The organism is Paenibacillus sp. VMFN-D1 (assembly GCF_003386155.1).
GTDB lineage: Bacteria > Bacillota > Bacilli > Paenibacillales > Paenibacillaceae > Paenibacillus_AQ > Paenibacillus_AQ favisporus.
Genome location: NZ_QRDU01000001.1, coordinates 952525 through 969670 on the forward strand (window position 1 = coordinate 952525; position 17146 = coordinate 969670).

The 17146-nt window shown below is 56.2% G+C and carries 12 protein-coding genes; 9 read left to right on the forward strand and 3 right to left on the reverse strand.

What is annotated here, in order from left to right:
* Positions 1 to 72: 72 nt before the first annotated feature.
* The 7 genes from C7820_RS04535 to C7820_RS04565 all read left to right on the forward strand — a co-directional run bounded on the left by C7820_RS04535 (position 73) and on the right by C7820_RS04565 (position 9965).
* Complete coding sequence (locus C7820_RS04535; RefSeq protein WP_116229924.1) at positions 73 to 1704, forward strand: extracellular solute-binding protein; 1632 nt, start codon at positions 73 to 75, stop codon at positions 1702 to 1704.
* A 61-nt stretch (positions 1705 to 1765) separates the two neighbouring features.
* Positions 1766 to 3391, forward strand: coding sequence for a DUF4185 domain-containing protein (locus C7820_RS04540; RefSeq protein ID WP_258875115.1), 1626 nt, complete (start codon positions 1766 to 1768; stop codon positions 3389 to 3391).
* A gap of 67 nt (positions 3392 to 3458) precedes the next feature.
* Entirely contained in the window at positions 3459 to 5084 is a 1626-nt protein-coding gene (locus C7820_RS04545) for a hypothetical protein (protein WP_116229925.1), read from the forward strand.
* Positions 5085 to 5156: 72 nt separating this feature from the next.
* The gene (locus tag C7820_RS04550) at positions 5157 to 6008 is read left to right on the forward strand and encodes a sugar phosphate isomerase/epimerase family protein (protein ID WP_116229926.1); all 852 of its coding nucleotides are present in this window, start codon (positions 5157 to 5159) and stop codon (positions 6006 to 6008) included.
* Positions 6009 to 6013: 5 nt separating this feature from the next.
* The gene (locus tag C7820_RS04555; protein ID WP_116229927.1) at positions 6014 to 6217 is read left to right on the forward strand and encodes a hypothetical protein; all 204 of its coding nucleotides are present in this window, start codon (positions 6014 to 6016) and stop codon (positions 6215 to 6217) included.
* On the forward strand, positions 6210 to 9254 hold the full coding sequence (locus tag C7820_RS04560) for an alpha-mannosidase (RefSeq protein ID WP_116229928.1): 3045 nt from the start codon (positions 6210 to 6212) through the stop codon (positions 9252 to 9254). The genes C7820_RS04555 and C7820_RS04560 overlap by 8 nt, the downstream gene beginning before the upstream one ends.
* Before the next feature lie 42 nt (positions 9255 to 9296).
* The gene (locus tag C7820_RS04565; protein WP_116229929.1) at positions 9297 to 9965 is read left to right on the forward strand and encodes an SGNH/GDSL hydrolase family protein; all 669 of its coding nucleotides are present in this window, start codon (positions 9297 to 9299) and stop codon (positions 9963 to 9965) included.
* 562 nt (positions 9966 to 10527) lie between these two features.
* On the opposite strand, the gene C7820_RS04570 is transcribed toward C7820_RS04565, so the two are convergent.
* The 3 genes from C7820_RS04570 to chrB form a co-directional block, all read right to left on the reverse strand.
* Positions 10528 to 12114 carry a PucR family transcriptional regulator gene (locus tag C7820_RS04570; RefSeq protein WP_116229930.1) on the reverse strand — a complete coding sequence of 529 codons (1587 nt, stop codon included), beginning with the start codon at positions 12112 to 12114 and terminating at the stop codon, positions 10528 to 10530.
* A gap of 171 nt (positions 12115 to 12285) precedes the next feature.
* On the reverse strand, positions 12286 to 12822 hold the full coding sequence (chrA, locus tag C7820_RS04575; RefSeq protein WP_076171446.1) for a chromate efflux transporter ChrA: 537 nt from the start codon (positions 12820 to 12822) through the stop codon (positions 12286 to 12288).
* On the reverse strand, positions 12806 to 13405 hold the full coding sequence (gene chrB / locus C7820_RS04580; RefSeq protein WP_116229931.1) for a chromate efflux transporter ChrB: 600 nt from the start codon (positions 13403 to 13405) through the stop codon (positions 12806 to 12808). Before chrB ends, chrA begins: the two co-directional genes overlap by 17 nt.
* Before the next feature lie 268 nt (positions 13406 to 13673).
* Between chrB and ggt the strand changes: the two genes are divergently transcribed.
* Entirely contained in the window at positions 13674 to 15254 is a 1581-nt protein-coding gene (gene ggt, locus C7820_RS04585) for a gamma-glutamyltransferase (protein ID WP_116229932.1), read from the forward strand.
* 189 nt (positions 15255 to 15443) lie between these two features.
* A complete protein-coding gene (locus C7820_RS04590) occupies positions 15444 to 17123 on the forward strand; it encodes a CocE/NonD family hydrolase (protein ID WP_116229933.1) in 1680 nt (559 codons plus the stop codon).
* Positions 17124 to 17146: the final 23 nt, after the last annotated feature.

The following is a 17146-nucleotide window of genomic DNA, read 5'->3' on the forward strand; positions in this document are numbered from 1 at the left end:
TTCAACATGGATGTAAGAGGAAAAATTCTTTTACGCCATATTAAAATAATCAAATTTCAAGGAGGAATTGGGATGGTTAAAAAAGCAAAAATGCTCAGCCTGATCCTGGCTTGCATGCTGGCCTTTTCCGTCACGGCCTGCTCCAAGTCCGACGAGACTTCCAAGGATTCTGCGGATGGCGACACGTTATCTTTTTCCGTAACGCTTCCGTCGAGCGGGGTGGACAACGAGAACAGCATGATCGGCAAGGAATGGAAGAAGCAGATGGAAGCCAAGCTGGGCAAAAAACTGAATATCAAGTTTAATTATATTCCGTCATCGGAATATGACGAAAAAGTAAAGCTCATGATTGCGAGCGACGATTTGACGGATTTTTTCGTCACGCCATTATTTTACGACATCACGGACATGGCTGAACAAGGCCAAATTCTTGAGCTCAGCCAGTATAAGGATTTAATGCCCAACTATATGAACTATCTCAGCAAGGTGAAGAACGGCATGTCGCGTGTGACCAATTCCGAAGGGAAAATGTATTCTTTCAAGGAAACTTCGACGCCTAGATTTCCGGAGGATAAAGGCTTGCTGATTCAAAACGTATCCGCTTACAGATACGATGTATTCAAAGCGAACAACATCAAAATTCCGGAAACGCTGGATGAATTTTATGACGCGGCCAAAAAGCTGAAACAGCTGTATCCCGATAAGTACCCGGTGGATACGAAGTGGAACAGTTTGAGATCGCTCTTCTCCGCGAACCACATCAAGGACGACATTTACTGGGATGGCAGCAAATACGTGTACGGCATTTTTAATGAAGGATATAATGACGCCCTTCAGTTCGCGAACAAGCTGTATTCGGAGCAGCTGCTGGATCCCGAGTACACGATCGATACGGACGACACGATCCGGAAGAAGGCGATGAATGGCGATACTTTCATGTGGCTGACCCAGTGGTTTACGGAGCCGGGAGATTACACGAGAAATGCGGATGACGGCAAAATATTTGCAGTTTCGCTGTACCCGGACAATCCGAAGTACGGAAAGGCTTGGCAGGAAGCGACGAACGGAAATACCCCGGACCTGGGCTGGGCCACGTTCTGCATCAGCTCCAAAGCCAAAAATCCGGAAGAATTAATCAAGCTGATCGATTTACAGTATTCCGACGAAAACATCAGGCTCGTGACTTGGGGAATCGAAGGAACGACCTACAAAATCGGAGAAGACGGCAATCCGACCTTTATGGATTCGTTTAAAACGGCGAAGGATCCATGGCTGGAAGGGGATAAGTACGGCATCCGGGCAAGCAAAAATTATAACCCGGGTTTGCAAATGGTCAACGATGCCAGAGCATTCGTAGATTTTGCCGCAACGGATTATACCGTATTTAACGGCAAGTATGAGGAAGTCCCGCTTGAAAAGTCGCCTTATCTGACAAGTCTGCCAATGCCGAACAACGATTATGTACCTTCGTGGTACAGCGAGCCGGCCATCCAGTTCACACCGGACGAAAGCCAGGAAATATCCGAGATCATGAATCCGATCAAAACGTTTGTTACGGAAGAGCAGGCAAAGTTTGTCGCCGGGAAGCAGAGCTTTGACAACTGGCCGAAATTTATCGATCAGGTTAAAAAAATGGGCGATATCGACAAAGTGTTGAAAATTTACAACGATGCGGCCCAAAGAGTCCTGTCCAAAACGTCTTAACGAACAGCATCGAGACCATTCCACCAATGACAAATCGACAAGAAGTCGGGAGGAAGCCGAGATGGTATTGAAGATGAAAATGTGGAAGCAGGCGGGTGCATGGACCTGCGCCGCGATACTGTTAGTCACGATGGCACCGGGCGTTACGCCGGCCCAGGCTGCAGGAAGCAGCGCCGAGCAAAAAGCAGGCAGCACGTTGAAAACGGTACAGGAGCCGTTCATGATCAAGGTCGTGGATGCCGAGACGGGCCGGGGCATTCCGCTGGTTGAGCTGAAGACGACGAATAACATTTTGTATTATACGGACAGTGCGGGCGTCGTGGCATTTGACGAACCGGGGTTGATGGATACGACGGTCTTCTTCCATATGTCCAGCGACGGCTACGAAATTCCCGCCGACATGTTTGGCAACCGCGGGCAGGCGGTCGAAGTTACGCCTGGCGGCAGCGTTACGCTGCAGATGAACCGGGTCAACATCGCCGAACGGCTGTACCGGGTGACCGGCCAGGGCATTTACCGTGACAGTCAGCTGCTCGGTTTGAATACGCCGATTCAACAGCCGGTCATCAACGGTCTGATTATGGGCCAGGATTCCGTGCAGACGATCGAATACAACGGGAAGCTGTACTGGTTCTGGGGCGATACGGACAGACCGGCCTATCCGCTGGGAAATTTCCGCACGACGGGCGCTACGTCGGAGCTGCCGCAAAACGGCGGGCTTGACCCGGATGTCGGCGTGAATCTGAAGTATTTTACCAAAGAGGACGGATTTGCCAAGAGCATGGTGCCGACGCTTCCCGACGGAGGAAACATGGCGTGGATTTTCGGTCTGATGACGGCAAAGGACAGCACGGGAAAAGAGCGTCTGCTAACGGGTTACACGACGCTAAATCCTGACATCGTTGCGCGCGGCATCCTGGTCTTCAACGATCAGACGGAGCAGTTTGAACAGGCTGTCCAGTTCCCTTCCAAGGACGATTGGCGCCATCCGGGAGGTCAGGCGACCTATTACGAGGAGAACGGCAAGGGCTACTGGCTGTTTACCGAGCATCGGATTCCGAACCTACGTGTGGCCGCCAGCTACGACGCTATCACCGACTATACCCAATACGAGTCGTTTACGTGCCTGACGCCGGGAGCGGCTTACGACGGCGCGAATACGTCCCTTGAACGCGACCAGAACGGCAAGCTGGTATGGGGCTGGAAGAAGAACACCCCGGTGCTGACCCAGGATCAAGAAAAAGAATTGATCGGGTTTGGCCTGATCAAGGCGGACGACCCACGCTACTATCAGCTGAAAGATGCCGATACCGGCGAAGAGGTTTCGCTCTCCCAAAGCTCCGTCGAATGGAACGATTACCGGCAGCGCTACGTCATGATCGGACAGCAGCTGTTTGGCAAAACGTCAGTGTTAGGGGAAATGTGGTACGCGGAAGCAGACTCGCCCCAAGGCCCCTGGACGACGGCGAAGAAGATCATTACGCATAACAACTATACCTTCTATAACCCGGCCCAGCACAAGTTCTTCTTCAAAGACGGCGGACGCGTCATTTACTTCGAGGCGACCTATACGAATACGTATACAGACCATACTCCAACACCGCGCTACAACTACAACCAGGTCATGTACAAGCTGAATCTTGACGATCCGCGGCTTGGTCTTGAGCCAGTTCAGAACCGCAAGTGACGGCTGATGCGGAAGCGGACATTATTCGCCGATCCCAATAGGGCACTCCGCCCAGGAGGTAAACGAAATGAAATGGAAGCCTTGGAAAAGCGCAGGCATCTGGACCTGTGTCATGCTGACGGTCATGACGGCGCCGGGCGCCGCGATGGCGGCTCAGGCGGAAGGGAATAGCGCCATGCCGGATGTAAGCAGCGCTAAGAAAGTGGTTCAGAAGCCGTTTATGATCAAAGTCGTGGATGCGCAGACGGGTCGGGGGATTCCGCTGGTCGAGCTGAAGACGACGAACAATATTTTGTACTATACGGACAGCGCCGGTGTTGTGGCTTTCAATGAGCCGGGCTTGATGGATCAAACGGTCTTTTTCCATATGTCGAGCGACGGCTATGAGGTGCCGACAGACATGTTCGGTTACCGCGGCCAGGCTGTTGAAGTGACGCCCGGCGGAAGCGTGACGCTGAAAATGGACCGGGTCAACATTGCTGAGCGGTTATACCGGGTCACCGGCCAGGGCATCTACCGGGACAGCGTCCTGCTTGGCCAGAAGCCGCCGGTCAAGGAGCCGCTCCTGAACGGGCTCGTGATGGGCCAGGACTCCGTCCAAACGATAAAGTACCGCAATCGGCTGTACTGGTTCTGGGGTGATACGGACAGACCTGCTTATCCCCTCGGGAACTTCCGTGTGACGGGTGCCACATCGAAGCTGCCGGAAAAGGGCGGTCTCGATCCCGATACCGGCATCGATTTGGATTACTTTACGAAAGAGGACGGTTTCGTGAAAAGCCTGGTTCCCCAGCTGCCTGACGGTGCCGGCATCGCCTGGGTGTTCGGCTTGATGACCGCCAAAGACGGCAGCGGGCAGGAACGTCTGCTCGCCGGTTACAGCACGCACAATCCCGAGCTCAGCGCCTTCGGCATTCTTGCCTTTAACGACGAGAAGAAGGAGTTCGAGCAGGTCGTCCAGTTCCCTTCCAAAGACGATTGGCGCCATCCGGGCGGCCAGGCGGCTTATTACGAGGAGGACGGCAAAGGCTACTGGCTCTTTACCGAACACCGGATGCCGAACCTGCGCGTGGCGGCAAGCTATGATGCCATCACCGACTATAGCCAATACGAGTCGTTTACGTGCCTGACGCCGGGAACGACTTACAACGGGGCTCAAACGTCCCTTGAACGCGGCGCGGACGGCCAGCTCGTATGGGGCTGGAAAAAGAACACCCCGCCGCTCACCCAGGTTCAGGAGAAGGAACTGATCAATGCCGGGCTGATCCGGGCGGACGATCGAACCTACTTTCAATTAAAAGACGCCGATACCGGCGATGAGGTTCAAATCGCTTCTAGCTCCATCGAATGGAACGATTACCGGCAGCGTTACGTGATGATCGGGCAGCAGACGCAAGGCAAGTCCTCCGTGCTCGGAGAAATCTGGTACGCGGAAGCTCCGGCGCCTCAAGGTCCTTGGACCACGGCCAAAAAGATCGTCACGCATAACAACTATACTTTTTATAATGTGGCCCAGCATAAGTTTTTCAATAAGGAGGGCGGCCGGATCATCTACTTCGAGGGCACGTATACGAATACGTTCACCAATCATGTCCCGACGCCGCGTTATAACTACAATCAGGTCATGTATAAGCTCGACTTGGCCAATCCGAAGCTTGGGCTGACGCTGGTCCAGGGAACGAGTGGTTCATAGAGTGCCGGGCTGCTCTGGCAGATTGCAATGGGATGGAGATTTTTTTAAAACAACAGTGAGGAGGAATATCACATGCTGAAGGGATTGACGCTTGCCGGCTTGGGAGCCGTCGAAAGTGAAGAGAGGTTCATCGAATTGGCGGGTGAGGGCGGTTTTCAAGCGGTTGACATCGATGCCCGGGGATTGATCGAGCGGCTGGGAACAGAGGGGGCTGCGGCTAAGCTTGAGCGGCACGGAGTCGTCATCGGCGCGATCGGCCTGCCTGTGGAATGGAGGGCGGGCGAGGATGAGTTCCTCGCCGGGCTGCCCGGCCTGACGGAAGCGGCTGCCGCGGCCCGGGCGCTGGGATGTACGCGCTGCTGCACGTACATTCTGCCATCGACCGACGCCAAACCGGCGCACTTCATGGCGGTCGCCACCCGGCGCCTGCGCATCTGCGCCCAAATTCTCGGCGCCTATGGCATCAGGCTCGGACTGGAATTCGTCGGTCCGCATCATCTGCGGACGGCGTGGAAGTACCCTTTTATCTGGACGATGGAAGAGACGCTGGACTGGGTCGAAGCGATCGGCGAGCCGAATGTCGGCCTGCTGCTGGATGCGTATCATTGGTATACGAACGGTCTCTCCATAGACGACATCGAGCGGCTGCAGCCGCAGCAGATCGTTCACGTGCATATCAACGACGCACCGGATCTGCCGGTCGAGGCCGTGCTGGATAACGGGCGTCTGTACCCTGGGGAAGGCGTCATCGACCTGGAGGGCTTTATAAGAGGGCTGCAGCGCATCGGATATGGCGGTATCGTATCGCAGGAAGTGCTGACGCCGGCCATGCCGGAAGACACACCGGAACAGCTGATTCGCCGCTCCAAAGCCGGGTTCGATCAAGTATTTTCCGCTGCCGGAATCGGTGCGGGAGGCAGATAAGTCCGATGGAGCGGGCGGTAACATCGTATTTTGTGGACGGATGCCACGGCAGGATTAAGGGGCATATGCCCCTTGGATCCTGGGCGGATGTGATCCAGCCGTCCTCTCGTGTGAACCTGTCGCTGCAGTATGTTCTCGCCACGCTCCGGTACAGCGGCATCCGCTGCAACCCAGATCAATTCATAGGATGTGATCCGTCATTTGGATAAGAGAAAAGAGATTCTATACCATGTTGAGAAGCTGCTGAAGGATAAAGACCGTCACATTTATACCGTGGTCTCGCCGGTCGATTTTACCTGCTTTGTCACGAAGGAGCGGCTATCCTGCGATGAAATAGAGAGTAAACGATTTGAGGCGATCGAGCCGGGCGACCGGTGGGGCGGAGACTGGACGTACGCATGGCTTCGCTCAACGGTTGCCGTCCCCATGGAAGCCGAGGGCAAACGCTTGGTCATCCGGGCTGATTTCGGCTCAGAGGCGACGGTCTACGTGAACGGAATCGTACGGGGCGCGCTGGATCTTCAGCACCATGACGTGACGTTGACACGCAGCGCTAAGGCGGGCGAGCGGTTTGAAGTGGCTGCCGAGGCGTATGCCGGTCATTCGGGCATCCAGCCGGTGTTTGGCGAATCGCAGCTTTGCCTTTTTGAAGAGGAAATCTATCAATTTTATATCGATTTGGAATGTTTGGTTCAGGTCCGAAATCATATCGATCCGGATTCGCTGCGCGCGGCGGAAATCGACCGCGGTTTAACGGAGGTCGTCCGGACGATCGACTGGGGGCTTGCGAAGGATGCGCTGACGGCAAACGTTAAGCAATGCCGACAGCGGATGGCGCCGCTCCTGGAATGCGTAAACGGATCGACGGCGCCCTTGCTGTACCTCATGGGGCAGTCCCATCTCGATATCGCCTGGTTGTGGCCGATGGAGGAAACGAAGCGGAAAATCGCCCGGACGATGTCTAATCAGCTTGCCCTCATGGAGGAATATCCCGATTACCGCTACGTCCAGAGCCAGCCGTACTTGTTCCGGCTTGCCAAGGACCTGTATCCCGAGTTGTACGCACGCATCCAACAAGCGGTGAAGGAAGGGCGGATCATTCCGGAAGGCGGCATGTGGGTGGAATCCGATACGAATCTGCCCGGCGGGGAGAGCCTGATCCGGCAAATACTGCACGGCAAGCGTTTCTTCAAGGAGGAGTTCGGCAAGGAAAATGAAATGCTGTGGCTTCCCGACGTGTTCGGATACTCCGGCAACATGCCGCAAATAATGAAGGGCTGCGGGCTCCGGTACTTTGCTTCCGTGAAAATGTTCCAGACGTACGAGAACGTGTCGGACCCGTTTCCGTACAATACCTTTCTTTGGGAAGGGATCGACGGCTCGCAGGTGCTGACCCATCTGCTGGATTATGGCGATTTTCCGATTCGGGTCAATCCGTCGTTTCTTATCCGGCAATGGAATGATCGGGTGCAGAAGGACGGCATTGCGACAAGACTCGTACAGTTCGGCCACGGAGACGGCGGCGGCGGGGCGAACCGGGACGACTTGGAATTCCTCCGCCGGCTAGGAAATTTGGAGGGGGTGCCGCGTACGGCGCACGGATCGCCGATCGACTATTTTGAAGATCAGATCGAAAGAGGCGTTCCGGACGCCAAATATGTCGGGGAGCTCTACTATCCGGCGCACCGGGGAACCTATACGACGCAGGCTCAGATCAAGCGGCTAAACCGGAAGGCGGAGGTTGGGCTTCATGAGGCTGAAATGTGGGGTGCCGCAGCCAGCCTGCTTCAGCGCCGGGCCTATCCGTACGAGGAGATGGACCGGTTGTGGAAGAAGCTGCTGCTGCATCAGTTCCATGATATTTTGCCGGGCACGTCCATTCACCGCGTTCATGAGGAAGCGCAGGCAGAGCTGACGGAATTGAAGGGGCTCGTCGATGCGATGGCTTCCCGCGCAAGAGAGGTGCTTGCGGGTAGCGGACGTTCCGGTGTTACGGTGTTTAACTCGCTCTCCTGGGTAAGAAAAGAGCTGGTTGCCCTGCCCGAAGGCGTAGAAGGTATCGCGGACCGGGACGGAAAAACGCTCCCTGTGCAGCGGCATGACGGCAAATGTTACGCCGAAGTCGAGACGCCGTCTGCGGGATGGGCGGCATATACGGTTGCTGCGGCTGATGTAACGCCGGAAGCGCCGGGACAAGCCGTCCTAACCGCTACGAAGTCGCATCTTGAGAACGAATACTTAGCCATTGGGATAAATGAATACGGCGAGATCGTTAGCATCCTGGACAAGGAAACCGGAACGGAATGGACGGCGGGACATTGCAACGCCATGAAGATGTACCGCGATCAGCCGTCGGCATTCGATGCGTGGGAAATCGACCGCGGCTATCAGGCAGCTCCGGTCGTATTGGATGAGAAGGCCGAAGTCTATGTCACCGCGGATGGGCCTTTGTTTGCCAATATCCGCGTTGAGCGCATGCTTCATCGATCCCAATTAATCCAGGATATCCGGATCCGGGCCGGCAGCCGCCGCGTTGAGTTTCATACGACGGTACATTGGCATGAGAAGAACAAAATGCTGCGGGTCGATTTTCCTGTACGTGTCCATGCGAACGAATCGTTACAGGAAATTCAGTTCGGTTACGTCAAACGGCCAAATCATGCTTCCAGGCCCCACGATGCCGACCAATTCGAAGTATGCCATCATAAGTGGGCGGTGCTTGCGGAGACGAACCGCAGCTTTGCGCTGCTGAACGATTGCAAGTACGGGATCGCCGTGCAGGACAACACGATGAGCTTGACGCTGCTTCGTTCGCCGACGCATCCGGACGAAACGTCGGATCAGGGAACGCACAAGTTTACGTATGGATTCTTTGTATGGAACGGGTCATTTCTGGACAGTCCCGTCGTTCAGGAAGCGTATGAGCTCAACTATCCGGTAAGCCTCGTGCACGGCGGAAACCAGGTGGGTCATAAGTCTTTCCTGCAAACGGATCAAGCCAGCGTAATTACGGAGACGGTCAAGCTTGCCGAAGACGGATCGGGAGACTGGATCATCCGGGCCTATGAATGCAAAGGTGCCACCGTATCATGCGGATTGACCTTTGACCTCCCCGTCAAAACAGCGTACGAAACCAATATGCTGGAGGACGTGACGGCCGATCTGCCGGTTGCTGAAGGGAAGCTCAAGCTGGACTTCCGCCCTTTTGAAGTGAAAACGATTCGGCTTGTGCTGCTTGATGCGTAGAAGAGGGAGTAAAAGGAACAAAAGATGGGAGGAAGCGCGAAGATGAAGATGGACAAAGGACAGCGCCTGGTCATGATCGGCGATTCGATTACGGACTGCGAGCGTAAATTCCCTTACGGGGAAGGGTTGTTTCAAGGCGTAGGCAAAGGGTATGTGTCGCTCGTGGACACCCTGCTTCAGACGGCGTATCCGGAGCTGAACCTGCGGGTCACGAACATGGGAATCGGCGGCAACACGGTCAGGGATTTGAAAGAAAGGTGGCAGACGGACGTACTGGATCTGAAGCCGGATTGGCTGTCCATTATGATCGGCATCAACGACGTGTGGCGGCAGTTCGACCAGCCGGCGATTCCGGAATCGCATGTGCTGTTGGAAGAGTATGAGCACACTTTGACCGAATTGGCGGAGCAGGTTCGCCCTCGTTTGAAAGGGCTTGTCATCATGACTCCGTTTTATATCGAACGCAGCGCCGAGGACGGGATGAGACGGCGGATGGATGAGTACGGCCGGGCGGCCCGCAGGGTTGCCGAGCGCGTCGGTGCGCTATTCGTGGACACGCAAGCGGTGTTTGAGCCGATGTTGGGCTACGTGCACCCTACTGCAATCGCATCGGACCGGGTGCACCCGAGCCTGACCGGCCACATGCTGATCGCACGAGCCTTCCTGCAGGCAATCGACTTCGATTGGAAGCGGATGAGCGGTGAGGCATGACTTCGATAACTTTCAGGATACGAAACAGGAATAGATTAGAAACAAGCAGCTGCGAGTGATCAAAGCCGACTAAGGTGTTAATATAGCAATATATGAAAAATTCACAATAAATACAGATTAAAGGGGCGAGCGTATTTCATACGCTTGCCTTTTTCCTGCATATACACTCCGGTTTATTTGCTGGCGGCTACAACGGTCATGATTCTTTGGCACCGATCACAAAGGAAGAATACGAAACAACGGGGAACGTGCTCAGCCGCTTGATCCGACGCATGAACGCAACGAGCACTGAGGACTAACCGGATTAAACGTATTAAAAAATCAACATATGAAAAATTCACAATAGGAAACCGTGAGCAATACATATCTAGACCATACCTACCTGATCCATCATTTCTGCGGATCTATACCGGAAAAAAAGGCGGCTTGCTCCTGACATTTACCGCCTTATCGCAAAAGCATCCTCCTGACCGGAGCGGCCGGTCAAAGGGGATGCTTTGTTGCGAATTTATAATGTGCTTGCTTGTGGGACAGCTGGACATTCTGACCGTCCTGCTTCCGTTTACGTCCGCAGCATATCCCGGAACATCAGGACCAATTTTAGCCGCAGCAGGTGGTGATAATCCTTGAAGTCGACCTGGAGCAGCTCACTGATTTTCTCGAGCCGGTAGGCGGCGGTGTTGCGGTGTATAAACAGCTGCTTGGCGGTTTCGTGGATCTGTCCGTTGTTCGCCATATACAGCTCCAGCGTTCGCAGCAGCTCTTGGGCGGAGTCTGGGGCTCGGTCCTGAAGCGGGGCCAATGCCATTTCGACGAACTGCCGCATTTTATGAACCGGGACGGATTGGAAAATATAAGAGATTTCCACGTTGGCAAACTCGACGACAAAAGCGTCCAGGTTGAGCCGGGCGGCCGTGTCGCGGGCGTTCTGGCATTCACGGTAAGCCGCTTCCAACTGATCGGGCCGGGTTTTGATATGGCTCACCGTCATGCGCAGATGCCTGCCGGCTTTGGCGGCAAGCTCGAAAAAGACACGTGTCAACAGCTGAGGCAGCTTGCCGGAGCTTCGCGGGAGCTCAGAAGGAAAGATCGAGAGAATGGTGTCTTCGAGTTGAAAATGCAAAGGGGATAAATCCTTGAGCATCGGATGATAATGGAATTCCTGCTTGACGCTCTTGAGCAGATGGTCGGCCCGGCCGGTGTATTCGGGATCACATGTGGTAAGCACGCATTGGAAAGAATCGCTGCCGAAAGGGATGCCGTGGCTGGAAGCACAGGCAACGAGCGCTTCGGCGGAGACTTGCTGCTTGAGGTAGTTTTTCAGCATAGCCGCAAATTCGTTCTGGGTCGATTGGGTGAGATCGTTGCGTTCGACCGCGTTCAAATGGTAGCCGATAATTTCGGCCGCCTGGTGGTACAGCCCTTCTTCCTCCTTCATCGGAATGCCGGGAGGAAGCCGGAAAATCGCCCGGCTGTTAAAATCATGCTCCTGGCCGGGGCTTTTCAGGGGCACGCACAGCAGTCTTCCCTGCTCGCAGCGGAGCCACTGCGGCGTATCTTTGAGCTGACGTTTTTTGAGCAGCTGCATTTCGTCTGTGGTCAGGGTGCTGAAAAGCGTTTGGCCGCGCATGCCGGTGACGGCAAGAGGCACGCCGAGAATCTCGCGGATCCGGTCAAACAGGCGGCCCGTATCAACAGGGGATAGGGCGAAGCGGATGAGCTCCTTTTGTTTGTCCAGGACGTTTTGCAGGAGGAGCGTATTCTTTTGCAGTTCGGCATTGAACAAGCCTTTCATTTGATCCGAGAATGTAAACGGAAAGGGAAGCTCGATGAGGGGAAAACCGAGGCGGTCTGCTTCCTGCAGCATTTCGTCGGGTACCGAAGCCCAGAACCGTCCAAGCTTGATCCCGATTCCCGCCGCCCCTTTGTCAACCAGCTTCTGCAGCAGGCGGACTCCATCCGCGGGATTGTCCTTGATCAAATAAGCCGTCGTGAACAAGATATCCCCTTCCCGGACCCAGTCCGAAATATCTGGTGCATCCATCACGTTGACCGATTTGACGATACGGTTCAAACCGCTGCGGCCTGCGGTCAGTTTACCTTCAGAAAGCGGGTAAATGGTGAGTGCATCTTCGATGGTCAAATACATACAGTCATCATCCTTTCACAACTGAACTCTGTCGAAACCCGAAACGTACAAGGTAAGCCCTTGGGAAAGGGCTGTACCGGATTGAATTCAATCATCGGGAAAGGCGGTTACTGCAACAGGGGATAGAATCGGACGGTGGTCCGGGTTCGCTCAGGGCTACGGAGGGGAGGACTATCTTCCCAGAAAGATGCCTCCGTAAACAAAAGCGCCAACGATGACGAGCGCGGGATGAACTTTGCGGCGCTGCATCAGCCAGTACGAGATGAGGGCGATAGCGCCGAATTGGATCCAGCCGATGGAGAGTATCGACTCTTTGGAGCTTTGAATGGTGAGCTGCAGCATCATGACGGCGATGACAGGCTGCACGAGCAGCGTCATGCCCTTGACGGCCTGGGACTGCTTGTATTTCTGCAAAATTCGCATCAATACGATCAGGGCGACGGCGGACGGCACGACGGTGGCTGCTTCGGCGGCAAGCACCCCCATCCATCCGGCAGCATCATAGCCCACGTAAGCGGCGATCTTCGTCGCGATCGGTCCGGGGAGCGAATTGCCGAGAGCGAGCATGTTGGAAAATTCGGCGCCCGACAGCCAGTGGTAATGCGGCACGATCTCCCGGTACATGAGCGGGATGGAGGAGGGGCCGCCGCCATAGCCGAATACGTTGGCTAGAAAGAAGCCGATGAGGAGTTCAATCCATGTCTCCATGGCGGCGTTCCTCCTTCCGCTTGCGGGTTTCTTTCAGCTTGCCCATAACTTTAAAGTATACCGAGCCATAGGCAAGCGCGATCGCAATCAGGATCGCCGGGTGCAGCTGCACCCACTCCAGCAGGACAAACGCGATGACCCCGCAGGCGAGCGCCATATATTTGCCAAGGCCTTTGACTGCCTTTTCGCCGAACTCGTAACACATTTGACCCAGCATGACGGCCACGACCGGAACGACCGCTTCGATCATGCCATGGATGATGCGGGACGAACTGAATACGTCAATGAAAGAGACTAGGGCGATCATCGCAACCGCAGTGGGTAGAATATGGGCGAGCAGCCCGACCAGCGCACCGAGCGTTCCTTTCAGGCGGTAGCCGAGATAGGCGGCCAACTTGGTCGCGATCGGACCGGGCAGCGTGTTGGCGATGGCCAGCACCTCCCCGAATTCCTCATCAGCCATCCACCTGTACCGGGAGACGGCCTCGTGCCGGATGAGGGGGACGGTCGACGGACCGCCGCCATACCCGAGAATTCCGGTCCGGAACATGGCGAGGGATAATTCTGCGTATGTTTTCAGCATGATGCACTTCCTTCCTTGTCTGTCAACTATTCTGATATTTCATCTCGGATTCGGGTAGTATGCGAGGGTCGCATTCTACAGGCAAAGCTCTGGCATCGTGGGAAAGGGAGTTGGACCGTTTCCGAAGCTGGTGATCATCCGTGCGGCATTGATGTTATTTAAATTTACACTATAACGGTTTTCCTTCCGGATGAAAAGTAGTTATTGCCAAAAAATCCTGCTGCATGTTAATTTAGTTAACAATTTAAGGATGCAGGAGGGATGAGTGATGAGGCAGGCTTCAATCGGCACGAAAACGATGGTGGTCAGCCCCCATGCACTGGCATCGGCCGCGGGTGCCCGAATACTGGAAAGGGGCGGGAATGCTTTCGACGCTGCGGTTGCCGTCAGCAGTACCCTGGCGGTCGTGTATCCGCATATGACCGGGCTGGGCGGCGACTCATTCTGGTTGTTGTACAGTCCCGGAGAGGGTGCAGTCCGGGGTTACAACGGAAGCGGCCGCTCGGGGTACAAGGCATCGCCGGAGGCATATGCCGGCGAGCAGGCCATCCCGACGCGGGGGATCCGCAGCGTACTGACCGTGCCAGGCATGGTGGACAGCTGGAACGCCATTCTGCGGGAGTATGGTACCCTGCCGCTTGGGGACGTCCTCGAACCGGCAATTGCCTACGCCGGAGCGGGCTATCCGGTATCCCGCAGCCAGTACGCCAATACGAAGCTGTGCGCCGGGGTGCTGGCAGCAAATCCCTATACGGCTGCAGCGTATTTGCGAGGCGGCGGTGTCCCGCCGGCAGGCACCCGCTGGATCCAAAGCGGTTTGGCCCAAAGTTTGCGCCGGATCGCGTCGAATGGCCGGGACGAATTTTACCGGGGCGGATTAGCCCGGGACATCACGTCATACATCCGGAAGTCCGGCGGGCTGCTGCTGGCGGACGATTTCGCCGATCATGAGGGCAATTGGGTTACCCCGCTCACCGGTTCCTATCGCGATCTGGAGCTGTATCAGCTTCCTCCGAATTCGCAAGGATTTACGGGCATCGTGATCGCCCAAATGCTCGAACATTTTGATTTTAACAGTATTCCGCACGGTTCGGTAGCATTTTACCACGTACTGGTCGAGGCGGTGAAGCTGGCTTTTCGCGACCGCAACCTTGAGCTCACCGATCCGGATTTCCGAAATATTCCGGTGGATCGCTTTCTGGATAAGGGCTACTGCAGGGAATTGGCGGGACGCATAAGCCGCGATTCGGCCGCTCCGCTCACCGCCGAACCGCTCGGCAGCGATACGGCGTATGCCGCCGTGGTGGACGGGGACGGCAACGCCGTTTCTTTTATCCAAAGCCTGTACTTTGAATTTGGATCGGGCGTGACCGCTGGGGAAACGGGCATTCTGCTGCAGAACCGCGGCTCGTTTTTCTCCCTGGACGAGTCTTCCGCCAACCGGCTTGAACCGCGGAAACGGACTTTTCATACCCTGATGCCTGCCCTTGCGCTCAAGGACGAGAAGCCTTATTTGCTCTACGGCTCGATGGGAGGAGAAGGACAGCCGCAGACGCAGACGGCGCTTCTGACCCGGATCGTCGATTACCGAATGGACCCTCAGGAAGCGATTAACGAACCTCGCTGGGTGTGGGGAAGGACATGGGGCGAAGCCTCCACGGAACTGAAGATGGAAGCCAGGGTGGGGGAGCAGGTGCTCGGCGGGCTGGCCGCCATGGGGCATGAGGTTCGAAAGATCGGCGACTGGGATGCCTTGACCGGGCATGCGCAGGCGATCCTTCTGGACGCTCACGGTTTTCGGATCGGGGGCTCGGACCCCCGCTCCGACGGAGCGGCGATCGGCTGGTAGTTCTCCATCTCATAAAGAAGTTATGAAATATGACATAGTTAACGGGTTTCTTGTGGCCGATGTCCAAACATCGGCCTATTTATTGTGCTTCGTCACAAAGATGCCTTCTGAACCGTTGTAGACTCCTGTATTGTCTGTTATAAAATGTAACATCTAACGAAAAAACAGGATCGCACTGGGGGGACAGCCGTGGAATTCGGACATGTGAAAGTGGAGAGGAAAGCAGCCTGCGTCATGCGGGACGGCATCACGCTGTATGCCGACGTTTACCGTCCGGCGGAGGAAGGAACATACCCGGTACTGCTGATGCGGCAGCCGTACGGCCGGAAAATCGCCTCAACGGTTACATACGCCCATCCCGTTTGGTATGCGGCGCGGGGGTATATCGTCGTCATTCAGGACGTACGGGGGCGCGGGGATTCGGAGGGAGAGTTCACGCCATTCTTGAGCGAGGCCGAAGACGGCTACGACACGGTCGAATGGGCCGCCGGGTTGGAAGGGGCCAGCGGAAAGGTCGGCATGTACGGCTTTTCCTACCAGGGAGCGACGCAGTGGGCTGCCGCTTCGCAGCATCCGCCGCATTTGGCTGCCATCGCGCCTGCGATGACTGCGGCCGACCTGTACCACGGCTGGATGTACACATTTGGCAGCTTCGATCTGCAGAGCTGCCTGCCCTGGGCCTATCAGCTGGCCAGGGATACGGCGAGAAGTAAGGGAGACGCGGAAGCCGAAGCGGCGTGCTCCCGCATGATGAGCGATCCTTCCGGTGTGCTGGCCCAACTGCCATTGGCGCAGGGGCACCCGCTGCTCGAAGCTTACCTCCCCGCTTATTTCGATTGGTTGGGCCATCCCGCGTATGATGAGTATTGGTCCCGGCTGAACTGGCTGGACGCCTTCAAGGAACAGCCGGTTCCGGCGCTGCATATCGCGGGCTGGTACGATTTTCTGCTGGAAGGTACGCTGCAGTCTTACAATGCACTGCAAGCACAGGAGAGCAGGCCGGACTGCTTCCACCGTTTGGTGGTCGGGCCATGGACGCATATTCCGTGGGGCCGCAAAGCAGGCGGAACGGACTACGGACCGAAGGCGGACGGCGATATCCACCTGGAACAGCTGGCCTGGTTCGACTATTGGCTGAAAGGCGAAGGCGGATCAGCCCTGAAGGAGCGGCAGCCGGTCCGTTATTATGAAGCCGGCAGCGGCGTCTGGGTCGAAGCCGAAGCGTATCCAGCCGGAGTGGAGGGTGACAGCCGGTGGTATTTAACCGGAACACAGCTGCCTGCGAACGGGGCCTCCGGCGGCGGTCGGCTCTCTGCGAGCGCAGGCGCGGAGCCCGGCCGGGCGGCGGACGTGTTTGTCTACGACGCGCGCCTGCCGATGCCGCTTCGCTCGGTGCTGCCGCAGGACCGGAGCGCCCAGCAGGACCGCTTCGAAATCCTGGTGTATACCGGGGAGCCTGTCGGCGCGCCGCTGCGGATCCTCGGCGCCCCGGAAGTAACCGTCTCCTGCCAGGTGATGGACGGTCCTACCGACCTTACGGCCATCCTCACGGAGGTCACACCAGCGGGCGAAGCGAGGTTTCTGTCCGTAGGGCGCACGGAGATCGGCGCATCCGGCGGCATCAGCGGCTGGGAGACGGCGACGATCCGGATGCGGCCGCTGGCCGCCGAGCTCCCGGTCGGTTCAATGCTCCGGCTGGAGCTGAGCGGCAGCGCATACCCGCTGCTGCTTCGCCACCCCAACGGCATTCCGCTGCTGGAAGCCGCACGCCAAGGGCCGGATGCGCTGCAGATTGCCACAGTGGCGGTGGATGCCAGTGGAGGCGCCTCGTGGCTCCAGCTGCCGATTCTTGGTGACACCTCGGAATAAAGCGGACTATGAAAGGATGAAAG

What these genes read in the sequence shown, in the direction of transcription:
- C7820_RS04535 (WP_116229924.1), top strand. Translation starts at nt 73, where the DNA reads ATGGTTAAAAAAGCAAAAATGCTCAGCCTGATCCTGGCTTGCATGCTG.
- C7820_RS04540 (WP_258875115.1), top strand. Translation starts at nt 1,766, where the DNA reads ATGGTATTGAAGATGAAAATGTGGAAGCAGGCGGGTGCATGGACCTGC.
- C7820_RS04545 (WP_116229925.1), top strand. Translation starts at nt 3,459, where the DNA reads ATGAAATGGAAGCCTTGGAAAAGCGCAGGCATCTGGACCTGTGTCATG.
- C7820_RS04550 (WP_116229926.1), top strand. Translation starts at nt 5,157, where the DNA reads ATGCTGAAGGGATTGACGCTTGCCGGCTTGGGAGCCGTCGAAAGTGAA.
- C7820_RS04555 (WP_116229927.1), top strand. Translation starts at nt 6,014, where the DNA reads ATGGAGCGGGCGGTAACATCGTATTTTGTGGACGGATGCCACGGCAGG.
- C7820_RS04565 (WP_116229929.1), top strand. Translation starts at nt 9,297, where the DNA reads ATGAAGATGGACAAAGGACAGCGCCTGGTCATGATCGGCGATTCGATT.
- C7820_RS04570 (WP_116229930.1), bottom strand. Translation starts at nt 12,114, where the DNA reads ATGTATTTGACCATCGAAGATGCACTCACCATTTACCCGCTTTCTGAA.
- chrA (WP_076171446.1), bottom strand. Translation starts at nt 12,822, where the DNA reads ATGGAGACATGGATTGAACTCCTCATCGGCTTCTTTCTAGCCAACGTA.
- chrB (WP_116229931.1), bottom strand. Translation starts at nt 13,405, where the DNA reads ATGCTGAAAACATACGCAGAATTATCCCTCGCCATGTTCCGGACCGGA.
- ggt (WP_116229932.1), top strand. Translation starts at nt 13,674, where the DNA reads ATGAGGCAGGCTTCAATCGGCACGAAAACGATGGTGGTCAGCCCCCAT.